Origin of the sequence: Massilia sp. WG5, assembly GCF_001412595.2 — a bacterium.
Lineage (GTDB): Bacteria > Pseudomonadota > Gammaproteobacteria > Burkholderiales > Burkholderiaceae_D > Telluria.
In genome coordinates, this window is the sequence record NZ_CP012640.2 from 2,635,382 (window position 1) to 2,659,683 (window position 24,302).

At 65.4% G+C, this 24,302-nt stretch carries 27 protein-coding genes; 12 read left to right on the top strand and 15 right to left on the bottom strand.

Going from position 1 to position 24,302, the window contains the following annotated elements:
* Positions 1-8 precede the first annotated feature (8 nt).
* The 4 genes from AM586_RS11645 to AM586_RS11660 form a co-directional block, all read right to left on the bottom strand.
* Positions 9-524: a chemotaxis protein CheW gene (locus AM586_RS11645; RefSeq protein ID WP_047821700.1), complete on the bottom strand. Its 516-nt coding sequence runs from the start codon at positions 522-524 to the stop codon at positions 9-11.
* 2 nt (positions 525-526) lie between these two features.
* Positions 527-895 (bottom strand): PleD family two-component system response regulator, encoded by a 369-nt coding sequence (locus AM586_RS11650; RefSeq protein WP_047822069.1) that lies wholly within the window; start codon positions 893-895, stop codon positions 527-529.
* A 17-nt stretch (positions 896-912) separates the two neighbouring features.
* A complete protein-coding gene (locus tag AM586_RS11655) occupies positions 913-1,302 on the bottom strand; it encodes a PleD family two-component system response regulator (protein WP_047821697.1) in 390 nt (129 codons plus the stop codon).
* A gap of 176 nt (positions 1,303-1,478) precedes the next feature.
* A complete protein-coding gene (locus AM586_RS11660; protein WP_047822067.1) occupies positions 1,479-1,631 on the bottom strand; it encodes a rubredoxin in 153 nt (50 codons plus the stop codon).
* Between the two features lie 227 nt (positions 1,632-1,858).
* Here AM586_RS11660 and AM586_RS11665 point away from each other — a divergent pair, with 227 nt between their 5' ends.
* From AM586_RS11665 to AM586_RS11675, 3 genes are all read left to right on the top strand, one after another.
* Complete coding sequence (locus tag AM586_RS11665) at positions 1,859-2,677, top strand: hydroxymethylpyrimidine/phosphomethylpyrimidine kinase (protein ID WP_047821695.1); 819 nt, start codon at positions 1,859-1,861, stop codon at positions 2,675-2,677.
* Complete coding sequence (gene hemL, locus AM586_RS11670; RefSeq protein ID WP_047821694.1) at positions 2,670-3,962, top strand: glutamate-1-semialdehyde 2,1-aminomutase; 1,293 nt, start codon at positions 2,670-2,672, stop codon at positions 3,960-3,962. The genes AM586_RS11665 and hemL overlap by 8 nt, the downstream gene beginning before the upstream one ends.
* 198 nt (positions 3,963-4,160) lie before the next feature.
* Positions 4,161-5,444, top strand: coding sequence for an NRAMP family divalent metal transporter (locus AM586_RS11675; RefSeq protein ID WP_047821692.1), 1,284 nt, complete (start codon positions 4,161-4,163; stop codon positions 5,442-5,444).
* Between the two features lie 4 nt (positions 5,445-5,448).
* On the opposite strand, the gene AM586_RS11680 is transcribed toward AM586_RS11675, so the two are convergent.
* The 9 genes from AM586_RS11680 to mpl all read right to left on the bottom strand — a co-directional run bounded on the left by AM586_RS11680 (position 5,449) and on the right by mpl (position 14,438).
* Positions 5,449-5,955 (bottom strand): hypothetical protein, encoded by a 507-nt coding sequence (locus tag AM586_RS11680; protein ID WP_047821690.1) that lies wholly within the window; start codon positions 5,953-5,955, stop codon positions 5,449-5,451.
* A gap of 19 nt (positions 5,956-5,974) precedes the next feature.
* Positions 5,975-6,940 carry a magnesium/cobalt transporter CorA gene (gene corA / locus AM586_RS11685; RefSeq protein WP_047821688.1) on the bottom strand — a complete coding sequence of 322 codons (966 nt, stop codon included), beginning with the start codon at positions 6,938-6,940 and terminating at the stop codon, positions 5,975-5,977.
* A gap of 183 nt (positions 6,941-7,123) precedes the next feature.
* The gene (gene mtgA, locus AM586_RS11690) at positions 7,124-7,858 is read right to left on the bottom strand and encodes a monofunctional biosynthetic peptidoglycan transglycosylase (protein WP_047822066.1); all 735 of its coding nucleotides are present in this window, start codon (positions 7,856-7,858) and stop codon (positions 7,124-7,126) included.
* A gap of 20 nt (positions 7,859-7,878) precedes the next feature.
* Positions 7,879-8,703 (bottom strand): shikimate dehydrogenase, encoded by an 825-nt coding sequence (gene aroE, locus AM586_RS11695; RefSeq protein WP_047821686.1) that lies wholly within the window; start codon positions 8,701-8,703, stop codon positions 7,879-7,881.
* Between the two features lie 14 nt (positions 8,704-8,717).
* Positions 8,718-9,575: a TonB C-terminal domain-containing protein gene (locus AM586_RS11700; RefSeq protein ID WP_047821684.1), complete on the bottom strand. Its 858-nt coding sequence runs from the start codon at positions 9,573-9,575 to the stop codon at positions 8,718-8,720.
* 205 nt (positions 9,576-9,780) lie between these two features.
* Complete coding sequence (locus AM586_RS11705; protein WP_047821682.1) at positions 9,781-11,841, bottom strand: ribonuclease catalytic domain-containing protein; 2,061 nt, start codon at positions 11,839-11,841, stop codon at positions 9,781-9,783.
* A 1-nt stretch (position 11,842) separates the two neighbouring features.
* Positions 11,843-12,436, bottom strand: a complete 594-nt coding sequence (locus tag AM586_RS11710; RefSeq protein ID WP_047821679.1) for a chorismate lyase — start codon at positions 12,434-12,436, stop codon at positions 11,843-11,845.
* Positions 12,433-13,062 carry a YqiA/YcfP family alpha/beta fold hydrolase gene (locus tag AM586_RS11715; protein WP_047821677.1) on the bottom strand — a complete coding sequence of 210 codons (630 nt, stop codon included), beginning with the start codon at positions 13,060-13,062 and terminating at the stop codon, positions 12,433-12,435. Before AM586_RS11715 ends, AM586_RS11710 begins: the two co-directional genes overlap by 4 nt.
* Complete coding sequence (gene mpl / locus AM586_RS11720; protein ID WP_082439765.1) at positions 13,059-14,438, bottom strand: UDP-N-acetylmuramate:L-alanyl-gamma-D-glutamyl-meso-diaminopimelate ligase; 1,380 nt, start codon at positions 14,436-14,438, stop codon at positions 13,059-13,061. Before mpl ends, AM586_RS11715 begins: the two co-directional genes overlap by 4 nt.
* 78 nt (positions 14,439-14,516) lie before the next feature.
* Between mpl and AM586_RS11725 the strand changes: the two genes are divergently transcribed.
* The 8 genes from AM586_RS11725 to AM586_RS11765 all read left to right on the top strand — a co-directional run bounded on the left by AM586_RS11725 (position 14,517) and on the right by AM586_RS11765 (position 21,872).
* Positions 14,517-15,143, top strand: coding sequence for a hypothetical protein (locus AM586_RS11725; RefSeq protein ID WP_047822062.1), 627 nt, complete (start codon positions 14,517-14,519; stop codon positions 15,141-15,143).
* Between the two features lie 120 nt (positions 15,144-15,263).
* Positions 15,264-15,818, top strand: coding sequence for a TlpA disulfide reductase family protein (locus tag AM586_RS11730; RefSeq protein ID WP_047822060.1), 555 nt, complete (start codon positions 15,264-15,266; stop codon positions 15,816-15,818).
* 127 nt (positions 15,819-15,945) lie between these two features.
* The gene (gene aroQ, locus AM586_RS11735; RefSeq protein WP_047821675.1) at positions 15,946-16,377 is read left to right on the top strand and encodes a type II 3-dehydroquinate dehydratase; all 432 of its coding nucleotides are present in this window, start codon (positions 15,946-15,948) and stop codon (positions 16,375-16,377) included.
* A 94-nt stretch (positions 16,378-16,471) separates the two neighbouring features.
* A complete protein-coding gene (gene accB, locus AM586_RS11740) occupies positions 16,472-16,939 on the top strand; it encodes an acetyl-CoA carboxylase biotin carboxyl carrier protein (protein ID WP_047821673.1) in 468 nt (155 codons plus the stop codon).
* A gap of 118 nt (positions 16,940-17,057) precedes the next feature.
* The gene (gene accC / locus AM586_RS11745) at positions 17,058-18,470 is read left to right on the top strand and encodes an acetyl-CoA carboxylase biotin carboxylase subunit (protein WP_047821671.1); all 1,413 of its coding nucleotides are present in this window, start codon (positions 17,058-17,060) and stop codon (positions 18,468-18,470) included.
* Positions 18,470-19,396, top strand: coding sequence for a 50S ribosomal protein L11 methyltransferase (prmA, locus tag AM586_RS11750; protein ID WP_047821669.1), 927 nt, complete (start codon positions 18,470-18,472; stop codon positions 19,394-19,396). Before accC ends, prmA begins: the two co-directional genes overlap by 1 nt.
* Positions 19,397-19,400: 4 nt before the next feature.
* The gene (locus AM586_RS11760) at positions 19,401-20,903 is read left to right on the top strand and encodes a zinc-ribbon and DUF3426 domain-containing protein (protein WP_047821667.1); all 1,503 of its coding nucleotides are present in this window, start codon (positions 19,401-19,403) and stop codon (positions 20,901-20,903) included.
* Positions 20,904-20,933: 30 nt separating this feature from the next.
* Complete coding sequence (locus tag AM586_RS11765; RefSeq protein ID WP_047821665.1) at positions 20,934-21,872, top strand: carbohydrate kinase family protein; 939 nt, start codon at positions 20,934-20,936, stop codon at positions 21,870-21,872.
* A gap of 8 nt (positions 21,873-21,880) precedes the next feature.
* Here the strand turns inward: AM586_RS11765 and AM586_RS11770 are convergent, their stop codons facing one another.
* Both AM586_RS11770 and AM586_RS29270 read right to left on the bottom strand, forming a co-directional pair.
* Positions 21,881-22,405, bottom strand: a complete 525-nt coding sequence (locus tag AM586_RS11770; protein ID WP_229411023.1) for a YggT family protein — start codon at positions 22,403-22,405, stop codon at positions 21,881-21,883.
* A gap of 76 nt (positions 22,406-22,481) precedes the next feature.
* Positions 22,482-23,942: a transcriptional regulator gene (locus AM586_RS29270; protein ID WP_373995242.1), complete on the bottom strand. Its 1,461-nt coding sequence runs from the start codon at positions 23,940-23,942 to the stop codon at positions 22,482-22,484.
* A 56-nt stretch (positions 23,943-23,998) separates the two neighbouring features.
* Between AM586_RS29270 and AM586_RS28105 the strand changes: the two genes are divergently transcribed.
* A complete protein-coding gene (locus AM586_RS28105) occupies positions 23,999-24,214 on the top strand; it encodes a hypothetical protein (protein WP_162600540.1) in 216 nt (71 codons plus the stop codon).
* Positions 24,215-24,302 lie beyond the last annotated feature (88 nt).

Genomic DNA, 24,302 nt, shown 5'->3' on the forward strand with positions numbered 1-24,302 from the left:
TGTGTGAGTTAAAGGCCGACCTGCAGGAAGCGTTCGTCCTGCGCCAGCGCCGCCAGCGCCAGCGGGGTCCAGGCATTGCCGTCGGGGTCGACCAGGCGGCCGTCTTGCGGGCGCATGTCGGCGGCCTGGCGCAGGCCGTGCACGCGCGCGGCCAGGAAGCCGCAGGGCAGGCCCAGGCCTGGAGCGAAGGTCACCAGCCGCGCCGCCGGGCCTGCCGGTGCGCCGTCCTGTGCACCCTGCGCGCCGAAAAAACGCGCCAGGTCGACCACGCCGACCAGGCTGCCGCGGATATTCGCCAACCCCAGATACCAGGGCTGGGTCAGCGGCACGGTCGTCAGCGCCGGCACCGGGACGATCTCGCCGGCCTCGAGCAGGTCGAGCAGGTAGCGCTCGCCGCCGATCTCGACGCCCAGCTGGTGCGTGCGCCGGCCGCTGCCGGTGCGCGCGGCCTGCATGCGCTCGAGCAGCTCTTCCTGGTATTGCCGCAGGCGGGCGCGGCGGGCGGCCGGATCGAGGCTGGCCATGGTCAGGCGCCGAGCGCGGCGATCCTGGCCAGCAGCGCGGCCGGGTCGACCGGCTTGACGAAATAATCCTTCGCGCCCTGGCGCATGCCCCAGATCCGGTCGGTTTCCTGGTTCTTGCTGCTGCAGATGATGATCGGCACCGAGGCCAGTTCGGGGTCGCGCGTGATCGAGCGCGTGATCTGGAAGCCGTTCGCGCCCGGCATCACCACGTCCATCAGGATCAGCTGCGGTCGGTCGGCGCGGATCTTTGCCAGCGCCTCCTCGCCGTTCTCGGCGGTGGTCACGGTGAAGCCGTTGCGCACCAGGATGTCGGTCAGGTAGTAGCGCTCGGTCGGGGAATCGTCGACGATCAGAATCTTTTGTATGGCCACGATGGGCTCCGGATGGTTCATGCCGCCGGCGCCGTGTGGTCACGCACGGCCGCCAGCAGGCTGTCTTTGGAAAACGGTTTGGTGAGGTAGGCGATCGAACCGACCATCGCGCCGCGCGCGCGGTCGAACAGGCCGTCCTTCGAGGACAGCATCACCACCGGGGTCGCATGGAATTTCGCGCTCTTCTTGATCAGCGCGCAGGTCTGGTAGCCGTCCAGGCGCGGCATCAGGATGTCGCAGAACACCAGCGCCGGCTGGTGGTCGTTGATCTTGGCCAGCGCATCGAAACCATCCTCCGCCAGCACGACCTGGTACCCGGCCTGGGTCAGGAAGATTTCGGCGGAGCGGCGGATCGTGCTGCTGTCGTCGATCACCATGATCTTCAGGCCTGTCGCTTGGGTCGTCATATAAGTTTCACTTCAGCATGAACCCGCACGATAGCATAGGGCGCCGGGCTTGTGCGTGAAGTGTTGCTATACGTCAACTAGGTGAAAACCAAGGTGATGATGACCTGACAAGAAGCTTGGCAAGAAGGCATCGCCGACGTGGCAAATGCCCGCATTTTGCTGATTAAAACGACAACTCAGATGGCGGTCATTTCGAAATCGTCCTTGCGTGCGCCGCATTCCGGGCAAGTCCAGTTCATCGGCACGTCGGCCCAGCGGGTGCCGGGAGGGATGCCGTCTTCCGGGCTGCCTGCGGCTTCGTCGTAGACCCAACCACAAATCAAGCACATCCAGGTCTGATACACCTGCGTTTCATTACTCACGTCGAATCCTTAAAGATTAATGTTGCAGTAGCGGGAGCTTCCAGAACCGTAGCGAGCGGAAGCCGGCGCGTTCGGGAAGCGCAGCCGTACGTCCGGTACGGCGAGCATCGCAGAACGCGCCGGCGACGCGCAGTAGGTTCTGGAAGATCCCATCATCAAGTAAAATGGGAGGAGAGTATCTTAATCTAACGCCTGTGCAAAACCAACCGTCTCCCCTCATCCTCACCTTCGGTCCGGCCGATCCGGTCGGCGCGATGGGCATCCAGTCCGATGTGGCTGTCTTCGCCATGCACGGCTGCCATGGCCTGTCGGTGGTGACCGGGCTGCTGGTGGCCGATTCCGCGCGCGTCGACGACATCCATCCGGTCGAGTCCAGCAGCGTGGTCGAACAGGCCCGCATGCTGCTCGAGGACATGCCGATTGCCGCGATCAAGGTCGGCACCATGGCCAACCTGGAACAGGTCGCGGCGATCGCCGAAATCGTCTCCGACTACGCCCAGGTGCCGCTGATCCTCGATCCCTTCACCTCCGCTCTGCCCGATTGCGGCGTGCGCGACGACGACATGCTGACCCTGATCCATCAACTGCTGGTGCCGCAGGCACACGTGCTGATGCTGTCGCAGCCCGAGCTGGCGCGCTTCGCCGACTGCTGGCGCGACCCGGGCAGCATCGCCACCGTGGCCGAGGACGCGGCCGAGCTGACCGCCTTCGGCTGCGCCCAGGTGCTGGTCACCGGCATCGGCGGCGGCGACGGCGTCCGCGCCGACAACCTGTACGATGCCGACGGCCTGGCGGTCAGTCTGTCCTGGTCCCAGCACCTGCCCGGCCCCTTCGTCGGCGCCGGCAACACGCTGTCGGCCGCGCTGGCGGCGCGCATGGCGCACGGCATGGACGCGATCGAAGCCCTGACCTACGCCCAGGACTACACCTTCGGCGCCCTGCAGCACGCCTGCCGCTTCGGCATGGGCAGGCTCGTTCCCAACAAACTGTACAAGAAGAACAACCATGACTGAACCTATCTCGAAGAATGACACCCTGTTCGCCCGCGCCCAGCAGACCACGCCGGGCGGCGTGAACTCGCCGGTGCGCGCCTTCCGCTCGGTCGGCGGCACCCCGCGCTTCATCACCCGCGCCGAAGGCCCGTACTTCTGGGACGCGGACGGCAAGCGCTACATCGACTACATCGGCTCCTGGGGCCCGGCCATCGTCGGCCACGCCCATCCGAAGGTGGTGAAGGCGGTACAGGATGCGGCCGCGAACGGCCTGTCGTTCGGTGCGCCGACCGAAGGCGAGATCGAGATCGCCGAAGAGATCTGCCGCCTGGTGCCCTCGATCGAGCAGGTCCGCCTGGTCTCCTCCGGCACCGAAGCGACCATGAGCGCGCTGCGCCTGGCGCGCGGCGCCACCGGCCGCGACAAGATCGTCAAGTTCGAGGGCTGCTACCACGGCCACGCCGACTCGCTGCTGGTCAAGGCCGGTTCCGGCCTGCTCACCTTCGGCAACCCGACCTCGGCCGGCGTGCCGGAAGACTTCGTCAAGCACACCCTGGTCCTCGACTACAACAACATCCCGCAGCTGGAAGACGCCTTCGAATCGATGGGCGACACCATCGCCTGCGTGATCGTCGAAGCGGTGGCCGGCAACATGAACCTGATCCGCGCGACGCCGGAGTTCCTGCGCCGCATGCGCGAGCTGTGCACCGAATACGGCGCCGTGCTGATCTTCGACGAAGTGATGTCGGGCTTCCGGGTCGGCCTCGGCGGCGCCCAGGAACTGTACGGCATCACCCCGGACCTGACCGCGCTGGGCAAGGTCATCGGCGGCGGGCTGCCGGTGGCGGCCTTCGGCGGCCGCGCCGACCTGATGGAAAAGATGGCGCCGGTCGGCCCCGTCTACCAGGCCGGCACCCTGTCCGGCAACCCGGTGGCGGTGGCCGCCGGCATGACCACCCTGAAGCTGGTGCAGGAACCGGGCTTCTACGAGCACCTGTCGGGCCAGGCCAAGCGCCTGGTCGACGGACTCACTGCGGCGGCGAAAGAAGCCGGCGTGGCCTTCTGCGCCGATGCGGTGGGCGGCATGTTCGGCATGTACTTCTCGCACCACGTCCCGTCCAGCTATGGCCAGATGATGGCCGGCGACAAGGAGCGCTTCAACCGCTTCTTCCACGGCATGCTGGACGAAGGCGTGTACTTCGCGCCGGCGATGTTCGAGGCCGGCTTCGTCTCCGCCGCCCACGACGATGCGGTGATCGACGAGACCATCGCGGCGGCGAAACGCGTGTTTGCGCGCATCGCCTGATTGCAGGCCTCATTGCAATCCTCATTGCAATCTTAAGACAGGCTTATTTTTACTGTTTGTTGCACGGCGGAGCGTCTGTATGCGTTTCCGCCGTGCTACACTCCGCGCCGACCATGAACAGTCCCTCTAAAAACTTGAATCCTCCGGCGCGCTGAGCCATTCCCCGGCCGCGCCCGTTTTCACCCGCGCAGGCCGAATATGAAGTCCAAGTTCAAGCTCTTCCGGCGTCTCACCGACCACGCCACCCTCAAGTCCCTCGGCCCCGGCCTGATCACCGGTGCGGCGGACGACGACCCCTCCGGCATCGCCACCTATTCCCAGGCCGGCGCGCAATTCGGCTTCAATACCCTGTGGACCCTGGTCCTGACCTATCCCTTCATGGTCGGCATCCAGCTCGTCTCGGCGCGCATCGGCCGCGTCACCGGGCGCGGCCTGGCGGCGAACATCCGCCGCGCCTATTCGCCCTGGCTGCTGTACGTGATCGTGCTGCTCCTGCTGGTGGCGAACGTGATCAACATCGCGGCCGACATCGCCGCCATGGGCGCGGCCCTGCGCCTCGTGACCGGGGTCGGCTCGCCGCACCTGTATTCGCTCGGCTTCGGGATGCTTTGCCTGTCGCTGCAGGTCTTCCTGCCCTACAGCACCTATGTGCGCTACCTGAAATGGCTGACCCTCGGCCTGCTGGCCTACGTGGCCACCGCCTTCGCCGTGAACATGCCCTGGACCGAGGTGCTGGCGCGCACCGTGTGGCCGCACTTCAGCTTCACGAAGGAGTCGGTGGCCCTGGTCGTGGCCGTGTTCGGCACCACGATTTCTCCCTATCTGTTCTTCTGGCAGGCCTCGCAGGAAGTCGAAGAGATCCGCAACGACCAGTCCACGCGCGCCCTGCGCACCCGGCCGAAGGACGCCAGGGCCCAGATGAAGCGCATCAAGATGGACACCCTGATCGGGATGGGCTTCTCGAACCTGGTCGCCTTCTTCATCATCCTGACCACCGCCGTGACGCTGGGCGCGCACGGCATCACCGACATCCAGTCCTCGGAACAGGCCGCCCAGGCGCTACGCCCGGTGGCCGGCGAGTTCGCCTTCCTGCTGTTCGCGCTGGGGATCATCGGCACCGGCATGCTGGCGGTGCCGGTGCTGGCCGGCTCGGCCGCCTATGCCGTCACCGAGAGCTTCCGCTGGCGTAACGGCCTGGACCTGAAAGTGGTGGAAGCGCGCGAGTTCTACGGCATCATCGCCCTGGCGACGCTGGGCGGCGTGCTGCTGAACTTCGCCCCGATCGCCCCGATCGAAGCCCTGATGCTGGCGGCCCAGATCAACGGCGTGATCGCGGTGCCGATCATGACCGTCATGATGATGCTGGCGCATAACCGCAAGATCATGGGCCAGTACACGCTGACCACCCGTCACACCGTCATCGGCTGGTTCGGCGTGGCGATCATGCTGGTGGCGGTGGTGGCGATGTTCGCGACGATGTAGCGTCTTACAGGCAGCCCTCGGTGTACTGCACCTGGGGCCAGTCGCCGGCGTAGATGCGGTCGATCCGCCCTGCGCGTGTTTCGAAGCGCAAGGCACGGCCGTGGGCGGGACGGGTGCTGAGGTAGCGCTCGCGCTCGTCGTATTTGTTCGGCTCGGACAGCAAGCCCGGGTAAGCACGCTGCGCGCGGCGCACCGGATCGCCCGGCGCGATGCCGCGGCTGGTCCGGATACCCCGCTTGAACACATCGATCCGCCGCAAGGTCCCGTCGACGAACATCAGCGCCACCCCGCGATGGCCGGGCAGCGCCAGCTGATCGCAAGTCTGGCTTGCGAGAAGGCCGGGCGCAGTCGCCTGCAGGCGCGGGCCGGCGATGCGCCTTGCCTGGTCGAAGGACATGCCGATCCTGAATGGGCCGAAACCGTCGGGGCCGAGCGTCCATGCGGGCGCTGCACCTACGGACTGGGCGGCCAGGACCAGGGTCAGTGCCAGCGCTGCGGTTTGCCTGTGCATGCCGCCGCCCCTTCGATGGCTATTTCAGCCAGCCGCGGTGGCGGAAGTACAGGAAGGGCGCGATCGCGCTGATCAGCATCAGGCCCAGCGACCAGCCGTAGCCGAACTGCCACTCCAGCTCCGGCAGGAACTTGAAGTTCATGCCGTAGATGCTGGCGATCAGGGTCGGCGGCAGGAAGGCGACCGAGGCCACCGAGAAGATCTTGATGATCTTGTTCTGGTTGATGTTGATGAAGCCGACGGTGGCGTCCATCAGGAAGTTGATCTTATCGAAGAGGAAAGACGTGTGGCCGTCCAGCGACTCGATGTCGCGCAGGATCTGGCGCGCTTCCTCGAACTGTTCCGCATTGAGGAGCCGGCCGCGCATCAGGAAGCTGACCGCACGCCGGGTATCCATCATGTTGCGGCGGATGCGGCCGTTCAAGTCTTCCTCGTGGGCGATCGCATTCAGCGCCGCGGCCGCGTCCTGGTCGGTGAATTCCTTCTGCAGCACGCGCTGGCTGACGTCTTCCAGGCTCTCGTAGATGCCCTCGAGCGCGTCCGCCGAGTACTCGGCGTCGGTCGCGTACAGGTCGAGCAGCACGTCCATGTAGTCCTCGATCGAACCGGGACGCGAGCGGGCGCGCAGGCGCACCAGGCGGAACACCGGCAGGTCGTCGTTGTGGACCGAGAACAGGATCTTTTTCGCCAGGATGAAGGCCACGGTGACGATGCGCGACGGGCCTTCTTCCTCTTCGAGCAGGAAATCGGTGCGCAGGTGCAGGTCGCCGTTTTCCGCCTCGTAGTAGCGGGCCGAAGCCTCGATATCCGACACCTCGTCCTCACCCGGCAGGATGACGTCGTACATGGCCTTGACGACGGCGCGCTCTTCGTCGGTCGGATCGGTCAGGTCGACCCACACGGGCGAAACCTTCTCCAGATCGGCGCGCGAAGCGATGGGCACCTGGTTCAATCGGCCATTTTGTAGGACAAATACATTGATCATGCGCTGCTTTCTCGGCCGGATTCGGAAACAGCGCAAGTGTATACGTAAGCCCTGAGGCCGGCCACCCCGCAAGAAAGTTTTTTGCTGACTTAACAAGCATCAAACCGGGGTCAGACTCCGGTTTTTGGAAATGTTCTGACGGCTCTTTCCAAAATCGGGAGTCTGACCCCGGTTTGACGCAGATTAAGGGAGATCGGCGGCGTTCATGCGGCGCTGGATGACGCCGGTGCGGCGCGACAGGTAGTTGGTCTGGCGGTGGGCGTCGTAGTAGCGCGGGTTCGGCAGCATCACCGCCAGGCGCGCGGCCTGGGCCGGGTCGAGCCGGGCCGCCGTGCTGCGGTAGTAGTGGCGTGCGGCCGCCTCGGCGCCGAACACGCCGCGGCCGAATTCGACCACGTTCAGGTAGATTTCGAGGATGCGCTGCTTGCTCATCACCGTCTCGAGCATATAGGCAATGACCAGTTCCTGGCCCTTGCGCAGGTAGTTGCGCGAACCGGACAGGAACAGGTTCTTGGCCAGTTGCTGCGTGATGGTGGAGCCGCCGCCGATCACCTTGTGGCGCTTGTTGTTGCGCTCGTAGGCTTTTTCCAGCGCTTCCCAGTCGACGCCGTCATGTTCGGTGAAATTCGCGTCTTCGGAGGCGATCACCGCGCGCTTCAGGTTGTCCGAGATGCGCTCGTAAGGCACCCAGACCTGTTCCAGCTTCGCGTTCGGATTCTTTTCGCGCAGGCTCGAGAGCTGCGCGCGCATCATGCTCGTCGACGAGGGATTGAACTGGGTCCACCAGCAGATCATCGCGAAAAAATACAGCTGCACCAGCAGCACGGCCAGCAGCGGCCCCAGGACGATCCACTTCAGCCAGCGCCGGCGCCCCCTGGCACCGGCCTTGCCGGCAGTCTTGCCACCGGCGGCCGCCATGCCCGCCTTGAGCGCTTTCATCATAGTGTCGACCGCATCCGTTCCAAAAGAGTGGCGGTCTGCGGACGCACCCCGCGCCAGATGGCGAAGGCTTCGGCGGCCTGCTCGACCAGCATGCCGAGGCCGTCGCGCACCGCGGCGCCATGGCTGGCGGCGAACTGCATGAACGGGCTCGGCGTTTTCCCGTACATCATATCCAAAGCCAGCGTGCCCTGGCAAAACGCTATCGCCGGCACCGGCGGCATCGCGCTCGACAGGCTGGCGGAGGTCGCGTTGATCACCACGTCGAAGGGCGCGTCGATGTCCTCGAACCCGCAAGCGGATACCTGCCCCGGCTGGTCGACCTGGCCGGCGAAGTGCGCGACCAGGGCGTCGGCGGTGGCGCGCGTGCGGTTGGCGATCACGATCGCCGCGGGGCCGTGCTGCAGGATCGGCAGCACCACGCCGCGCGCCGCGCCGCCCGCGCCCAGCAGCAGCACGCGCTTGCCTGTCAGCGGCACGCCGGCGTTGCGGACGATGTCGGCCACCAGGCCCGGACCGTCGGTGTTGTCGCCGATGATCTCGCCGCCTTCGAAGCGCAGGGTGTTGACGGCGCCGGCCAGGCGCGCGCGTTCTTCCAGCCGGGTGGCGAGGGCGGCGGCTTCCAGCTTGAAGGGCACGGTGACGTTGGCGCCGCGGTAGCCGCCTTCGATCAGCCCCCGCACGGTGTCAGGGAAGCCGTCCAGCGGCGCCAGGCAGCCTTCGTAGACGATGTCCTGGCCGGTCTGCAGCGCGAAGGCCGCGTGGATGTCGGGGGATTTGCTGTGGGCGATCGGGTTGCCGATCACGCAATATTTGTCGCTCATTCTTCTCCGCCTTCTCAGGCGCCTTTTTCTTCACGCAGTTCTGCCTGCAGCTTGCCTTCCCGGGTAAAGGTGAAGGTCGTGATCACGATCCAGAGATCTTCCTTGTCGGTGGAGCGCATATTTGCCGGGAATTTGCCGAACGGCGCCGCCCGGCGCACGATGCCCAGCGCGGCCTGGTCCAGCGCGCGGTTGCCGGAGCTGCGCTCGATGCGCGGCCCGCCTTCCTTTTCATAGATGCTGCCGTCCTGGAAGACCGGGATGTACATCACCAGTTCGCCATACAGCTTGCGGCCGTTCTGCTGCGGGAAGCTGAGGGTGCCGACCTCCTCCACCCGCTTCTGCATCGCCTTGTAGTACATGGCGTAGCCGACCCCGCGCGTGCTGGGGCTGATGAAGGTCTTCTTCGGGCGCTTGTTCTGGTCGGAGATGCGCTGGGTGATCTCGGCCGCCTGGCGCGCGATGGCGGCCCGGGTATCGAGCATGTCGGCGCCGTTGTGCGCCGGGTCGGGCTTGACCTGTTCGGCGGCCGGCGCGGAAGTGAATCCGGACTGGCGGACCTGGGTCAGGACGTTCTTCTGCTGCTGCTCCAGCTCGGCGATGCGGCGCTGCAGGGCCTTGATGCTGTCGCCGTTCTCGATCTTGCGCAGGTCCGGCAGCGGCGACTGGGCGCGCCCGGCATCGGCATTGCCGCCGCCGTCGAGGTTGGCCTGGGCCAGCGCCTGCGCCTTGACGGGGGCGCGCTCGTGCCTGGCGTTGACCAGGATGACTTCCAGTCCCGGATCGGCCGGCTGCAGCCGGAACGCATCCGGCGCGACGAAGCGGATCGCCAGCAGGGATGCATGCGCCAGCACCGAGAAGGCGACGGCAATCATCAGGGGACGGTTGTATTGAAGGCTCTTCACGTGCTGCGGGATGGGACGGTTGGGAGTACGGAACTACCCATTCTACCGTGCAGGGCGATGAGTTTGTTAGCCCTTGGGACAACAAACAGTCTTGCGAGCAACAAAGGCTTGTTGCTCAGCCAACGGTCGTTGCTGGGCGGGCAAGGGATGCCCACCCAACATGGCGCCCGGCATCTCAGGTCGCCGGCACATCCGTCTGCGAAGCCGGATCGGTCACCGTCACCGAGCCTTCGGCCTCGACCGCTTCCGCAGCCGCCGCCTCGCCGGTATCCGCGGTTTCGGCAGCCGCTTCCTCTTCCTCCTCGAGTTCGAGCGCGGCCGCCGCTTCCGGCGTCGGCTCGGCCACCTCGAGCAGGCGGGCTTCCAGCGACAGGTCGACTTCGTCCCAGCGCACGATGTCCATGCGCACCTGGGCGCCGCGCGCCACCTGCTGCATGCCCGGCAGGCGGATCACCAGCGGGATCTCGACCAGGCGCAGAACCTCGTCCTTCAGCACCACCGCATCGACCTGGCGCGCGTTTTCCTGGCCCAGCCAGCGCAGGCACCAGTAGCGCTCCATGTTCTGCTGGAATTCGTTATACGCCGCGTAGGCCGCGTCGAAGGCTGAGACAATCGAGAACAGGGTCGCGTCGCGGTGCTTGAACGGGGCCACCAGCGGCGCCGTCACGCCGTTCGAGGCGCAGGCCAGGATCTGCCACTGGTTCACCAGGTCGGTATAGCGGCGCAGCGGCGAGGTACTCCAGGCGTACTGGTCGACGCCCAGGCCCTGGTGCGGCGCCGCGTGGGTCACCATGCGCACCTGGATCTTGGCGTTCCAGCCGCCCGCGCCCGGCCCCTGCGAGCGATAGATGCCCGGCACGCCGGAGTCGTGCAGCAGCTTGCCCCAGGTGCTGTTGGCGAAGATCATCAGCTCGGCCACGATCTTGTCCAGCGGCGCGCCGCGCTTGCGGCGCACGATGGTGACCACGTCGTCCTCGACGTAGAAGTTGAAGTCGACGCGATTCGCCTGTTCCGGCTTCAGGCCGAAGGCTTCGCGCTTTTTCATGCGGCCGGCTTCGAGCTGCAGCGCCCACTTCCACAGCAGGCCCAGCTCGTCCTTGTGCGGATAGTCGCCCGCGCCGCTCTCCAGCACTTCCTCGGTCACCAGGGCGTCGAGTTCATTAAGGCGCAGGTTGGTCTTGATCGGCACGCGCTCGGCGCGGGTCTCGGTCGACAGCACCGACCAGTTCTCCGGATTCAGCGTGGCGTACAGCGACAGCGCCGGGCAATCCTTGCCTTCGGCGAGAGTGAAGGCTTCCACGATCTCGTCCGGCAGCATGGTGATCTTATCGCCCGGCATATAGACGGTCGACATGCGCGCGCGCGCGATCTTGTCGATCGCGTCGTCCGGACGGATGCCCAGGCCCGGCGCGGCGATGTGGATGCCGACCCGCACCATGCCGTCGTCCAGGTGCTCGACCGACAGGGCGTCGTCGATCTCGGTGGTGGTCACGTCGTCGATCGAGAACGCCGCCACCCTCGCCAGCGGCAGGTCGGCCGGCGCACCCGGCACCGTCACTTGCGGGAAGCCGGCGCCGCGCGGGAAGTGCTCGAACAGGAAGCGTGCCATGTGCAGTTCCTTGGCCGAGGCGATGCCCCTGGTGGTCAGCATCAGGCGCTGCGGGGTGGTCTGCAGTTCGCTGGCGGCGGTTTCCAGCGCCTTGTACTCGATGCTGTTCTTGTCCGGCTTGAAGAGCAGCTGCTGCACCAGCGGCTGCATCGCCGCCGGCAGGCGGCCGGCCTTCAGTTCCTCGACATAGGAGGCCTGCACGATGGCCTGCTGCTTCTTCTTTTCGATACCGGCCAGGGCCGCGCGCAGCGACTGTTCGGGCGCGGCCTTGTAGCGGCCGCGGCCCTTCTTGTAGAAATAGATGGGCGCATTGTGCAGCGCCAGCACCAGGCCGGCGGCCTCGAACGGCAGCGGCGCGTGGCCGAAGTATTCGGCGCCCAGTTCGGTAAAACCGAACTCTTCCTGGCCTGCGACTTCCCACAGGAATTCGAGGTCGACCTCGAGCGCGATCGCCTTGGCCTGCTCCAGCAGTTCGGCCGGGGACGGCTTGTCGAACTGCAGCAGCACATCGCGCGACTTGACCTTGGTCCGCTTACCGCTCGGCATTTCGACCTGGTAGGCCTCACCTGCCTGCGACAGCACGGCGCCGACCTTGAAATCGCCGGATTCTTCGAAAAATACGTTCATATCACTTCACATTCATATCAGATTTCGCCGCCAGGTTCAGCACCGCCGGCAAGAATACCTCGGTGACCAGCAGCAGGCCTTGACGGCGGCGATAGACGCAGCGCCGCGCATGGTAGACGGTATCGGATCCCGGGCTCCGGCCCTCGCGGGCGAGCGCCGCCTGCACGCGCGCCAGCAGCGGATGGCCCGGGCGGATCCGGGCAAATTCGAGTTGCCCGCGCCTGACGCGCGGATCGTGGAACAGGGTCGTGCCGAGCGAGCGCTCGCCCAGCGCCGAGAACAGCGGCCAGTCCTGCGCGGTCGCGCTCAGCGGCACCACGGTGTGGCCGTAGACCACCGGTTCGCCGTCGCAGCGCAGCAGCACTTCACGTTCCCACACGCGTTCCGGCCGGGCCAGGCCGATCGCCGCGGCCTCGTCGGCCAGGCACAGGTTGCCGGCCTGGCGCAGCTTCTGCACGCGGAACTGGCGGCTGTGCGCGATCAGGCGCGCGGTCAGGGAACCGGGCGTGCAGAGCCAGTCGCGCATGGCGGCGCCGGCGCCCACCCCGTCGGCATGCGCGAGCCAGCGGGCCCGGCGCAGCGAGGCCGGCCTCACGACGCCAGGTCCGATCCGGCCACGGCCCTGGTGGATGCGTCGGCGCCGGGGATGCCGCAGAAAGCCAGCACCTCGTCGACATACTGTTCGAATTCCGACACCGCGTGGTCGCTGCCGTCGATCACGTGCTGGCGCGCCCCCGCATAGTGGGCGACCATGTCGCGGTAGTCCAGCACCTCGTCGCCGGTGGCGGCCAGCAGGAAGTAGCGCTCGGGACGCGTGATCCGCGCCACCCGCAGCGCGGCCAGTTCGTCGATGTATTCGCGCTTGAACTCGAACGGCTCGTCCGAATGCCAGGCGGTGGTGACGCCGACGTGCTGGTCCAGGTCCTTCAGCGGATCGACCGCCGGATTGATCAGCACCGCACGGCAGCCGAAGCGCTCGGCCAGCCAGGTCGCGTAGAAGCCGCCCAGCGAGGAGCCGACGATCGCCAGGTTATCCTTGTGGCGTTCGGCCAGGGTCAGCACCAGTTCCATCGCCGCCTTCGGCGAGGCCGGCAGCTGCGGGCAGATCAGCGCGGCCGCGCGGCCGAGCTCGACCATGCGCCGCTGCACCACGCGCGCCTTGAAGGATTTCGGCGAGGAGCGGAAACCATGCAGATATAAAAGGTGCTGCGCAGCACTCATGCCGTCTCGGTCCCCAATGCCTCCAGCAGCTTCTGGTGCACGCCGCCGAAACCGCCGTTGCTCATCACCAGGATGTGGTCGCCCGGCTGGGCGGCCTGCACGATGGCCTGCACCATATAGTCGAGCTGGTCGAAGCTGTGCGCGATCTTCCCCAGCGGCTGCAGGGCGTCGGCCAGCGACCAGCCCAGCGCCTGCTGGCTGCCGAAGCCGAACACCAGGTCGGCATCCTTCAGGCTGCCCGGCAGCGCATCCTTCATCGCGCCCAGCTTCATGGTGTTCGAACGTGGCTCGAGCACGGCCAGGATGCGGCCATTGGTCCCGATTTTCTGGCGCAGGCCGCCGACGGTGGTGGCGATCGCGGTCGGGTGGTGCGCGAAGTCATCGTAGACGGTCACGCCCTTCACGACCCCGCGCACTTCCATGCGCCGCTTCACGCTCTGGAAGCGGGCCAGCGAGTCGATCGCCTGGGCGGGCGGCACGCCGACATGGCGCGCGGCGGCGATCGCGGCCAGTCCGTTGGTGCGGTTGTGGTGGCCGGTCAGGTCCCAGTGCACGGTGCCCTGCAGCTCGCCATTGAACAGGACGTCGAAGCTGGAACCGCCCGGATGCTCCACCAGGCTCCAGTTCACGCCTTCGGATGCGCCGAAGGCTTCCTTCTCGCTCCAGCAGCCGCGCTTGAGCACGCGCGCCAGCGAGGCTTCGTCGCCGTTCACGATCAGGCGGCCGACGCCGGGCACGGTGCGCACCAGGTGGTGGAACTGGGTCTCGATCGCGCCGATATCGGGGAAGATGTCGGCATGGTCGTATTCCAGGTTGTTCAGCACCGCGGTCTTGGCGTGGTAGTGCACGAACTTGGAACGCTTGTCGAAGAAGGCCGTGTCGTATTCGTCGGCTTCGATCACGAAGAAATCGGACTCCGATTCGCCCGACAGGCGCGCCGAGATGCCGAAGTTCATCGGCACGCCACCGATCAGGAAGCCCGGCGAATAGCCGGCATCTTCGAGGATCCAGGCCAGCATCGAAGTGGTCGTGGTCTTGCCGTGGGTACCGGCAACGGCCAGCACCCATTTATTACGCAGAATATGCTCACCGATCCATTGCGGACCGGACATGTACGGCAGGCCGCGGTTCAGGATTTCCTCGATCAGCGGATTACCACGCGTCATCACATTCCCGATCACATACAGGTCGGGACCGAGGGCCACCTGGTCCGGGCTGTAGCCCTGGATCAGCTCGATGCCCTGGGCTTCGAGCTGGGTGCTCATCGGGGGATAGACGTTGGCGTCGCACCCGGTGACGCGGTGGCCGGCCTCTTTGGCCAGGACTGCCAGGCCGCCCATGAAGGTGCCGCAAATGCCGAGGATGTGGATGTGCATGGTTGTTGGAGCAAAAAAGCGAATACGCGATTCTACCCGACGCGATGCCATTTTCCGTTCAAGAGTATGATCACGGACATGATGCCAACGCCAAATGACGACCTCCAACAGTTGCGCGCGCGTATTGCTGCCACTGCCGCGCGCATGATCGCCCAGGATGGCGCCGACTATGCCACCGCCAAGGCCAAGGCCGCACGCCAGGTGCTGGGTGTCGATCGTCCCTCCCCCAATTATTTGCCGGACAATATCCAGGTCGAGGACGAAGTGCGCCGCTACCAGGCCCTGTTCCAGGGGCCGGCCCAGGCCGAGCGCCTGCAGCACCTGCGCAGCGCCGCCCTCGAGGTGATGGAGCAGCTGGCCGAGTTCCGGCCCTACCTCACCGGCGCCGTGCTGAGCGGCAGCGCGGGCGAGCACGACGACATCCACCTGCAGCTGTTCGCCGACAGCGCCAAGGAAGTCGAAATCTATCTGCTGAACCGCAACGTCGACATCGACATCTCGGAAACGCCGCACTTCAAGGGCGGCCGCCACGAGCCGGTCGAGACCGTCAGCTTCCAGTGGAAGAAAGAGACGGTGCACGCCGAACTGTATGAAATGAACGACCTGCGCGGCGCCCTGAAACCGCGCGCCGATGGCCGCCTGCAACGCGTGGACGCGGCCGGCCTGCGCGCCCTGATGACCAATGAGAGCATTGAACAACCGTAGCGAGCGGCAGCAATGCTGGTCGAGAAGCGCAGCTGTACAAATGTACAGCGAGCATCGCAGACCGGCAGTGCAACGCGCAGCAGGTTGTTCGATGCTCTCAAGACGAAACTCTGGAACATGATGAAAAAGAAGAACCTGGCGGGCTACGCCATCCTGGCCGCCGCCTTTGCCGTGTTCGGCGCCATTGCCGCCGTCAAGCAGGAGGCCAAGGGCCCGCTGACCACGAGCTATGCGCCGACCGACGGCCGCCCGCATACCGCCGTCACCAATCTATATGCGCAATCGCTGAACGACCTGTCCGGCAAGCCGCAGGCGCTGGGCCAATGGAAGGGCAAGCCGCTGCTGGTGAATTTCTGGGCATCCTGGTGCGCGCCCTGCGTGCAGGAGATGCCGGAACTGTCGGAACTGGCGGCCAAGGATGGCGGCAAACACGTCAATGTGATCGGCATCGGCATCGATTCGCCCGCCAATCTCAACGAATTCGTGAAGAAGACGAAGGTGTCCTATCCGCTGTATGTGGGTGGCATGAGCGGCACCGACCTGTCGCGCGAGCTGGGCAATGTGAATGGCGGCCTGCCGTTCACGGTGCTGATCGGCGCCGACGGCCAGGTACGCAAGACTTACCTGGGCCGCCTGAAGTTCGATCAATTGCGCGCAGATCTGGCCAAGCTGTAGTCATTCTGCATTCTGGCGGCGCCTTAGCGAACGGTCGTTCACTTATATTCCAGGCGCTTTATATCGCTTGCCAACACACAACGTTGGCGGCAAAATGCCTGTCTTTCGGGCAAACAGACGATACAACATGGCGAAAAAGCTACTGCTGCTCAACGGTCCCAACCTGAATCTGTTGGGGACGCGCGAGCCTGCGGTGTACGGCGCAACGACGCTGGCCGACATCGAGCAGGCTGCCACTGCCCAGGCAGCAGCTGCTGGCGCAAGCATTGCTTGCTTCCAGAGCAACCATGAAGGAGCGCTGATCGACCGCATCCATGCCGCGAGGCTGGAAGGGGTGAACGCGATCGTCATCAACCCGGCCGGACTGACCCACACCAGCGTCGCGCTGCGCGATGCGCTGGCGGCAGTGGAGATTCCGTTCGTGGAAGTTCATCTCTCCAATATTCATAGGCGTGAGGAGTTCCGGCACCACTCGTTTTTGTCCGCGATTGCACAAGGCGTGATCTGCGGGCTGGGAGCTGATGGATATCGCTTTGCCATCGACTTTGCGCTCAAATAGCGTTAATCTACGTCAACTTCACGCATTCTGTGCGGATTTGCGCAACACCTGACGCGCCGCATACTCAACAACAAATAATTCCAAGGGGTTTCACATGGATCTACGAAAACTCAAGACATTGATCGACCTCGTCGCCGAATCGGATATCGCTGAACTCGAAGTGACCGAAGGCGAAAGCAAGGTTCGCATCGTCAAGTCCTCCGCAATCCCGCAGAATCAGGTGGTCATGGTTCCGCCGCAAGGCGTCCAGCAATACTCCGCACCGGCCGTCGCCGGCGCTCCGGCCCCGGCAGCAGCCCCGGCCCCGGCCGCAGCCGCCGAACCGACCGGTCACGTCGTCAAGTCGCCGATGGTCGGCACCTTCTACCGCTCGTCGGCTCCGGGCGCTCCGGCCTTCGTCGAAGTCGGCGCCACCGTGAAGGAAGGCGACACCCTGTGCATCATCGAAGCGATGAAGCTCCTGAACGAAATCGATGCCGACATCTCCGGCACCGTCACCAAGGTCCTGGTGGAGAACGGCCAGCCCGTCGAATTCGGCCAGCCGCTGTTCGTGATCGGCTAAGCGTCAAGTTATATACAGTACGGGGCCAGTCTGCTTTTCGTGAAGCGGCTGGCCCCTGAAGTCTTTCTTCCTGTTGTATCCGGCTTGCCGCCGGCACTCACAGAAAACACCGCATACCATGTTTGAAAAAATTCTTATCGCCAATCGTGGTGAAATCGCGCTGCGTATCCAGCGCGCGTGCCGCGAGATGGGCATCAAGACGGTCGTCGTGCACTCGGAGGCCGACAAGGACGCCAAGTACGTGAAACTGGCCGACGAATCCGTCTGCATCGGTCCGGCGCCGTCGGCGCAGAGCTACCTGAGCATGCCGGCGATCATCAGCGCGGCCGAAGTCACGGACGCCGAAGCGATCCACCCGGGCTATGGTTTCCTGTCGGAGAACGCCGACTTCGCCGAACGCGTCGAAAAATCGGGCTTTGTCTTCATCGGCCCGCGTCCGGAATCGATCCGCATGATGGGTGACAAGGTGTCGGCCAAGCAGGCGATGATCCGCGCCGGCGTGCCCTGCGTGCCGGGTTCCGAAGGCGCCCTGCCGGACGAGCCGAAGGACATCATCCAGACCGCGCGCAAGATCGGCTACCCGGTCATCATCAAGGCCGCCGGCGGCGGTGGCGGCCGCGGCATGCGCGTCGTGCACACCGAGGCAGCCCTGCTGTCCGCCGTGCAGATGACCAAGACCGAAGCCGGCACTGCCTTCGGCAACCCCGAAGTCTATATGGAGAAGTACCTCGAAAACCCGCGCCACATCGAGATCCAGGTGCTGGCCGACGAGCACAAGCAGGCCGTCTGGCTGGGCGAGCGCGACTGCTCGATGCAGCGCCGCCACCAGAAGGTGATCGAGGAAGCGCCGGCGCCGGGCATCCCGCGCAAGCTGATCGAGAAGATCGGCGAACGCTGCGCCGAAGCCTGCCGCAAGATCGGCTACCGCGGCGCCGGCACCTTCGAATTCCTGTACGAAGACGGCGAGTTCTACTTCATCGAGATGAACACCCGCGTCCAGGTCGAGCATCCGGTCACCGAGATGATCACCGGGATCGACATCGTCCAGGAACAGATCCGCATCGCCTGCGGCGAAAAGCTGCGCTTCCGCCAGCGCGACATCATGCTGTCGGGCCACGCGATCGAGTGCCGCATCAACGCCGAAGACCCGTTCAAGTTCACCCCGTCGCCGGGCCGCATCACCGGCTGGCACCCGCCGGGCGGCCCCGGCATCCGCGTCGATTCGCACTCGTACGCCGGCTACTACGTGCCGCCGCACTACGACTCGATGATCGGCAAAGTGATCGCTTACGGCGCGACCCGCGACCAGGCGATCCGCCGCATGCAGATCGCGTTGTCGGAAATGGTGGTCGAGGGTATCCTGACGAATATCCCGCTGCACCGCGAACTGATGGTCGACGCCCGCTTCATCGAGGGCGGCACCAACATCCACTACCTGGAGCAGAAGCTGGCCCACAAGCCGGACCTGCCGAAGGGCGGTGCGATCGGTTCGAAATCCGAGGCCAAGGCTGCAGACCTTAAAGGCGAATAATGAGCTGGACTGAAGTCATAATCGAGATCGCCCGCGAGCACGCCGAGGGCCTGTCGGACGCCCTGATGGAAGCGGGCGCACTGTCGGTCTCGGTCGAGGATGCCGACGAAGGCACCGCCCAGGAAAAGCCGCTGTTCGGCGAACCGGGCATGGTGCCGACCGAGGCCGCCTGGGACCACAGCCGCGTGGTCGCGCTGACCGAGGTCGACGCCGACCAGGCCGCGATCGTGGCCGAGGCTTCCTCGGCCATCGGCCTGAAGCAGGTCCCCGCCTTCAGCACCCGTGCGGTGGCGGATGCCGACTGGGTGCGCCTGACCCAGTCGCAGTTCGAGCCCATCCACATCGGCAAGAACATCTGGGTCGTGCCGAGCTGGCACGAAGCGCCGGACCCGAACGGCCTGATCCTGGAAGTCGATCCGGGCCTGGCCTTCGGCACCGGCAGCCACCCGACCACCCGCCTGTGCATGGAGTGGCTGGAAGCCCACCCGGCGCCGGGCAAGTCGGTGCTGGATTATGGTTGCGGCTCGGGCATCCTGGCGATGGTCGCCAGGAAGCTCGGCGCGCAGGACGTCGTCGGCGTCGACATCGACCCGCAGGCGATCGAATCGGCCGGCCTGAACGCCGAACGCAACCACTGCGAGATCGCGTTCTTCGTGCCGGACGACTTCGTCGCCTCGAAACATGGCGAAGCCCGTTTCGACATCGTGGTCGCCAACATCCTGTCGAGCCCCCTGAAGCTGATGGCGCCGATGCTGTCCGGCCGCGTCGCGCCCGGCGGTTCGCTGATCCTGTCGGGCGTGCTGGCGCGCCAGGCCGAAGAAGTGGCTGCCGCCTACGCCCCCTTCATCAAGCTGAGCGTCTGGGCCGAGCTGGACGGCTGGGTCGCCCTGCACGGGGCTTTGGGTAGCAACTCGGGCGGCAACTAAGCGCATGGCGCTCGCGACCCAGTGCCCCCACTGCCACACCACGTTCCGGGTCGCCTCGGACCAGCTCAAGCTCCGCGGCGGCATCGTCCGCTGCGGCGCCTGCCAGAGCATCTTTGACGGCAGCGCCCACCTGATCGACCTGGACGCCCTCGCCGCCCGCAAGGGCGAGGCCGCGCCTGCCGAGCCTCCGCCACCTTCCGAACCGCCCGCGGCTCCCGAATCCGCGGCGCCCGCCGCTGAAGAAGCGGCCGTCTACACCCTCGATTTCGACCGCACCTTCGACCCGCTCGGCATCCTGCCGAAAGCGACGCCCGCGCCCGACGAGCCATCGCCCGCGCCGCGCGCACAGGTCTGGCGCAGCGGGAGCGTGACGGCAGCCGCGGCCGAGCCGAAGATGCAGGCGGAAGAGGAAGAGAACGAGGAAGAAGCGCCTGAAGCGCCCGCGGCCAACGACGCGGTCGCCAGCGACGCCGACGCTGACGTTGATACTGACGTTGACGCTGATACTGACGCCATCGTCGACACGGCGCCGCCGGCGGTCGAGGCGGACCTGCCGGAGGACGCAGCGGACCTGCCGCTTGCCGCCGACACGCACGAGGCATCGGACGGCCCGCCGGCTCCGGCCCCCGTTGTTACCACGCCTGCCGCCGCCTACGCGCCGCCTGGCCGCATCGAGCCCAGTTTCGACCTCCCGGTGGACGAGGAGCTGGTCGCCCAGCCGCTGCCCGGCGACGAGCACGCCTACCACGAGGACACGCCGGTCGCCGCGGCCGTGAGTGACGCGCCGGACGCTCCGCCCGCCGCCCTGCCCCTGCGCGCCTCGGTCAGCGGCAATGACACGCTGGTGCCGCCGCCACCCGCAGCGCCGGCGCCGGCGGCGAAATCGGCGCGCGCCAAGGCTGTCGAGGCACGCAACCGCCGCTCCAGGCTCACCCCGACCAGGATCGAAGCGCCCAAGCTGCGCGTGCCGGCCAGCGCCGAGGTCGACGAGCCGGAATTCGTCAAGCGCAGCCGCAAGCAGGAACAGTCGGGCCGGACCCGGCGCCTGCTGATGCTCGGCGGCGCCGTGCTGCTGGCGCTGCTGCTGCTGGCGCAGCTGGTGCTGGGCTTCCGCAACGTGCTGGCGGCGCGCTATCCGGGCGCCAGACCGGCCCTGAGCGCCGCCTGCGCCGTTCTGGGCTGCCGGGTCGGCCTGCCGGCCCAGATCGAGAACCTGTCCATCGAAACCGGCGAACTGACGACCCTCGGCGTCGATACCTATGCGCTCAATACGCTGCTGCGCAACCAGGGCAGCCTGGTGCAGGCCTGGCCCAGCATCCAGCTCGAACTCACCGACGCCAACGACAAGCCGGTGCTGCGGCGCGTGCTCGGCCCCGCCGATTACCTGCCGCCGGGCGTGTCCGCCGCCGCCGGCTTCGCTGCGCGCTCGGAACAGCCGGTCCGCCTGAACTTCGCGCTCGCCGGACTCAAGCCGTCCGGCTACCATATCGCCGTTTTCTATCCCTAGTTTCGTTTCACCCCATCCCCAGGATCCATCATGACCAAGACTGCGCTGATCTGCGGCTCGATCGCTTTCGACAAGATCATGCAATACCACGGCCGCTTCGGCGACACCTTGCTGGCCGACCAGCTGCACCGCGTAAACGTTTCCTTCCTGGTGCCGACCCTGCGCACCGAGTTCGGCGGCTGCTCCGTCAACATCGCCTACAACCTCAAGATGCTGGGCGGCGATCCCCTGATCATGGGCACCATCGGCCAGGACGGCGGCGACTACCTCGAGCGCATGGAAAAGCAGGGCCTGGCCACCAACGCGATCCGCACCGTCGGCCACGCCTACACCGCCCAGTGCTTCGTCACGGCCGACCTGGACAACAACCAGATCAACGCCTTCCACCCGGGCGCGATGCAGTTCTCGCACGAGAACAGCCTGGCCGACTACCTGCCGCTGCGCGTGGCGATCGTCTCGCCGGACGGCCGCGACGGCATGATCAAGCACGCGCGCGACTGCGCGGAGCGCGGCGTTCCCCTGATGTTCGACCCGGGCCAGCAGCTGCCGATGTTCAGCGGCGACGAGCTGCTGACCTTCCTCGACCAGGCCAGCTACCTCGCCTGCAACGACTATGAATTCGAAATGGTGATGGACCGTACCGGCCTGGCGCTGCAGGACATCGCCTCGCGCCTGGACGCGCTGATCGTCACGCGCGGCGAGCAGGGCTCGGACATCTATGCCGGTGGCGAGCACCACAAGATCCCGGCGGTGCCGGCCAGCAGCGTGGTCGACCCGACCGGCTGCGGCGACGCCTACCGCGCCGGCCTGCTGTTCGGTATCGCAAACGACCTGGACTGGCCGACCAGCGGCCGCCTGGCGAGCCTGCTCGGTTCGATCAAGATCGCCCACCAGGGCGGCCAGAACCACAGCTTCACTCCGCAAGAGATCGCGGACAGGTTCGAAGCGGCGTTCGGCTACCGCTTCTGAAGTTGTAATTAGAAGAGCGCCTGGCGCAGGAGGTACTGGACGATCTGCAGCAGGATCAGCGCGACCAGTACCGACAGGTCCAGGCCACCCACCGGCGGGATCACGCGGCGCAACGGGCGCAGCAGCGGGTCGTTAAGCGCGTGCACGAAGGGCGCCAGCGGCGCGTGCGGATTGATCCAGCTGAAGATCACCTCGATGATCAGCAGGCCCATGAAGCCGTAGATGATCCAGTTCAGGAAGCGGAACAAGGCATACAGCACGACCGCCTGGCCGCTCCACCCCGCCAGCAGCATCACTGCACTCGCCAGCAGCACGATCAGGAAGGCCCCGATCAGGCTGGCCCAATCATAGCCCCCCACACCCGGCAGGATGCGACGCAGCGGGCGTACCAGCCAATCGGTCAGCGTGAAGGTGAACTGGCCGATCGATGCCGGCGGCCGCACGCGGATTACCTGCATCCAGAAACGCAGCAACAAGACTCCACCGATGACGCCGGCCACGGTATCAACGATCAACTGAAGAATGGGCAGCACAAGCTCTCCTTAAAAAAAAACCGCTGTGTGAATCTCTCACACAGCGGTATTTTGCCTGAACCAGGCAAGAATGGGATTACGGACGGCTGCTGGTCGGGAAAGGCCATGCTGCCGGTGCAACCACGGTCTTCGGGGACGACTGGGCTGCCGAGGCGCCGCTGTCCTGCTTGGCGTCGGTCTTGGTGTCTGCCTTGGCTTCCGGCTTGGCTTCCGCTTTCGCTTCCGGCTTGGCTTCCGGCTTCGCTTCAGCCTTCGGGGCGGCGGCTTTCTTGGCGGCCGGCTTGGCAGCCGGCTTGGCGGCGGCTTTCACTGCCGGCTTGGACTCGGCGGTCTTGGCGGCAGCGGTTTTGGTTGCAGCAACTTTGGTGGCCGGAGCCTTGGCAGCGGCGGTCTTGGTTGCAGCAGCCTTGGTAGCCGGGGCCTTGGCAGCAGCGGTCTTGGTTGCAGCAGCCTTGGTGGCCGGTGCCTTGGCAGCAGCAGTCTTGGTTGCGGCAGCTTTAGCCGGTGCTTTGGCGGCGGTCTTGCTTGCAGCAGCCTTGGCCGGTGCTTTGGCAGCAGCGGTCTTGGTCGCAGCAGCCTTGGCGCTCGTCTTCGGCATTGCCGAAGTCGAGCCCTTGGCGGCGGTCTTGCTTGCAGCAGCTTTCTTGGCCGGTGCTTTGGCAGCAGTCTTGCTTGCAGCAGCCTTGGCCGGTGCTTTAGCGGCGGTCTTGCTTGCAGCAGCTTTCTTGGCCGGTGCTTTGGCAGCGGTCTTGGTTGCAGCAGCTTTCTTGGCCGGCGCTTTAGCAGCGGTCTTGGTTGCAGCAGCTTTCTTGGCCGGTGCTTTGGCGGCGGTCTTGCTTGCTGCAGCTTTCTTTGCCGGTGCCTTGACGGCGGTTTTGCTTGCAGCGGTCTTGCTTGCTGCAGCTTTCTTTGCCGGTGCCTTGACGGCGGTTTTGCTTGCAGCGGTCTTGCTTGCTGCAGCTTTCTTTGCCGGTGCTTTGGCGGCGGTCTTGGTTGCAGCTGCTTTCTTTGCCGGTGCTTTAGCAGCGGTTTTGGTAGCTGCGGCTTTCTTGGCCGGTGCTTTTGCGGCGGCGGTCTTGCTTGCTGCAGCTTTCTTGGCCGGTGCTTTAGCGGCGGTCTTGGTTGCAGCGGTCTTGCTTGCTGCGGCTTTCTTTGCCGGTGCTTTAGCGGCGGTGGTCTTGGTTGCTGCAGCTTTCTTTGCTGCCGGCTTTGCTGCCGGTTTGGCGGCGGCTTTTGCTGCCGGCTTTGCAGCGGCTTTTGCTGCCGGTTTCGCAGCGGCTTTCGCTGCCGGCTTTGCGGCGGCTTTAGCAGCCGGTTTCGCTGCAGCTTTCGCTGCCGGCTTTGCGGCGGCTTTAGCAGCCGGTTTCGCTGCGGCTTTTGCTGCCGGCTTTGCGGCTACCGCTTTCTTGGCGGCGACGGGTTTTTCTGCTGCGGCCTTTGCGGCCGGCTTTGCTGCGGTTTTCTTAGCGGCTGTTGCCATTTTGTGTTCTCCTTCTCTGCGATGAGAAAATACGCTACAAGGTTTGAACCCGTCCAACCCGGTCTGCTTGGTCGGGCGAATTATTCATCGGCGCACACACGGTGTCTGCGTCAATGAATCCGGCACCAGCTGAACTGCTGCAACTCCTCAAGTCTGCAGCACTTCAGCTATCGTCGTCGCCGACGACCGAAACGACAAAAGTTCGATGGTTCAATTGCTGTTCACACCGCTGCCCGCGCGAAGCGCGAAAAGAAAAAGCCGCCATGCCCGAAATTAATTCAGGCAATGCGGCTTGTTCTTTTCGCGAAGCTTACGTGCATACTGAATGAATCAGCGTCCCATTATTTGATCGGTTTGCCACCGTTTAGCGTGGTAAAAAAATCCACGTTCACGTTTTGACAAATTCAATCACGTAAA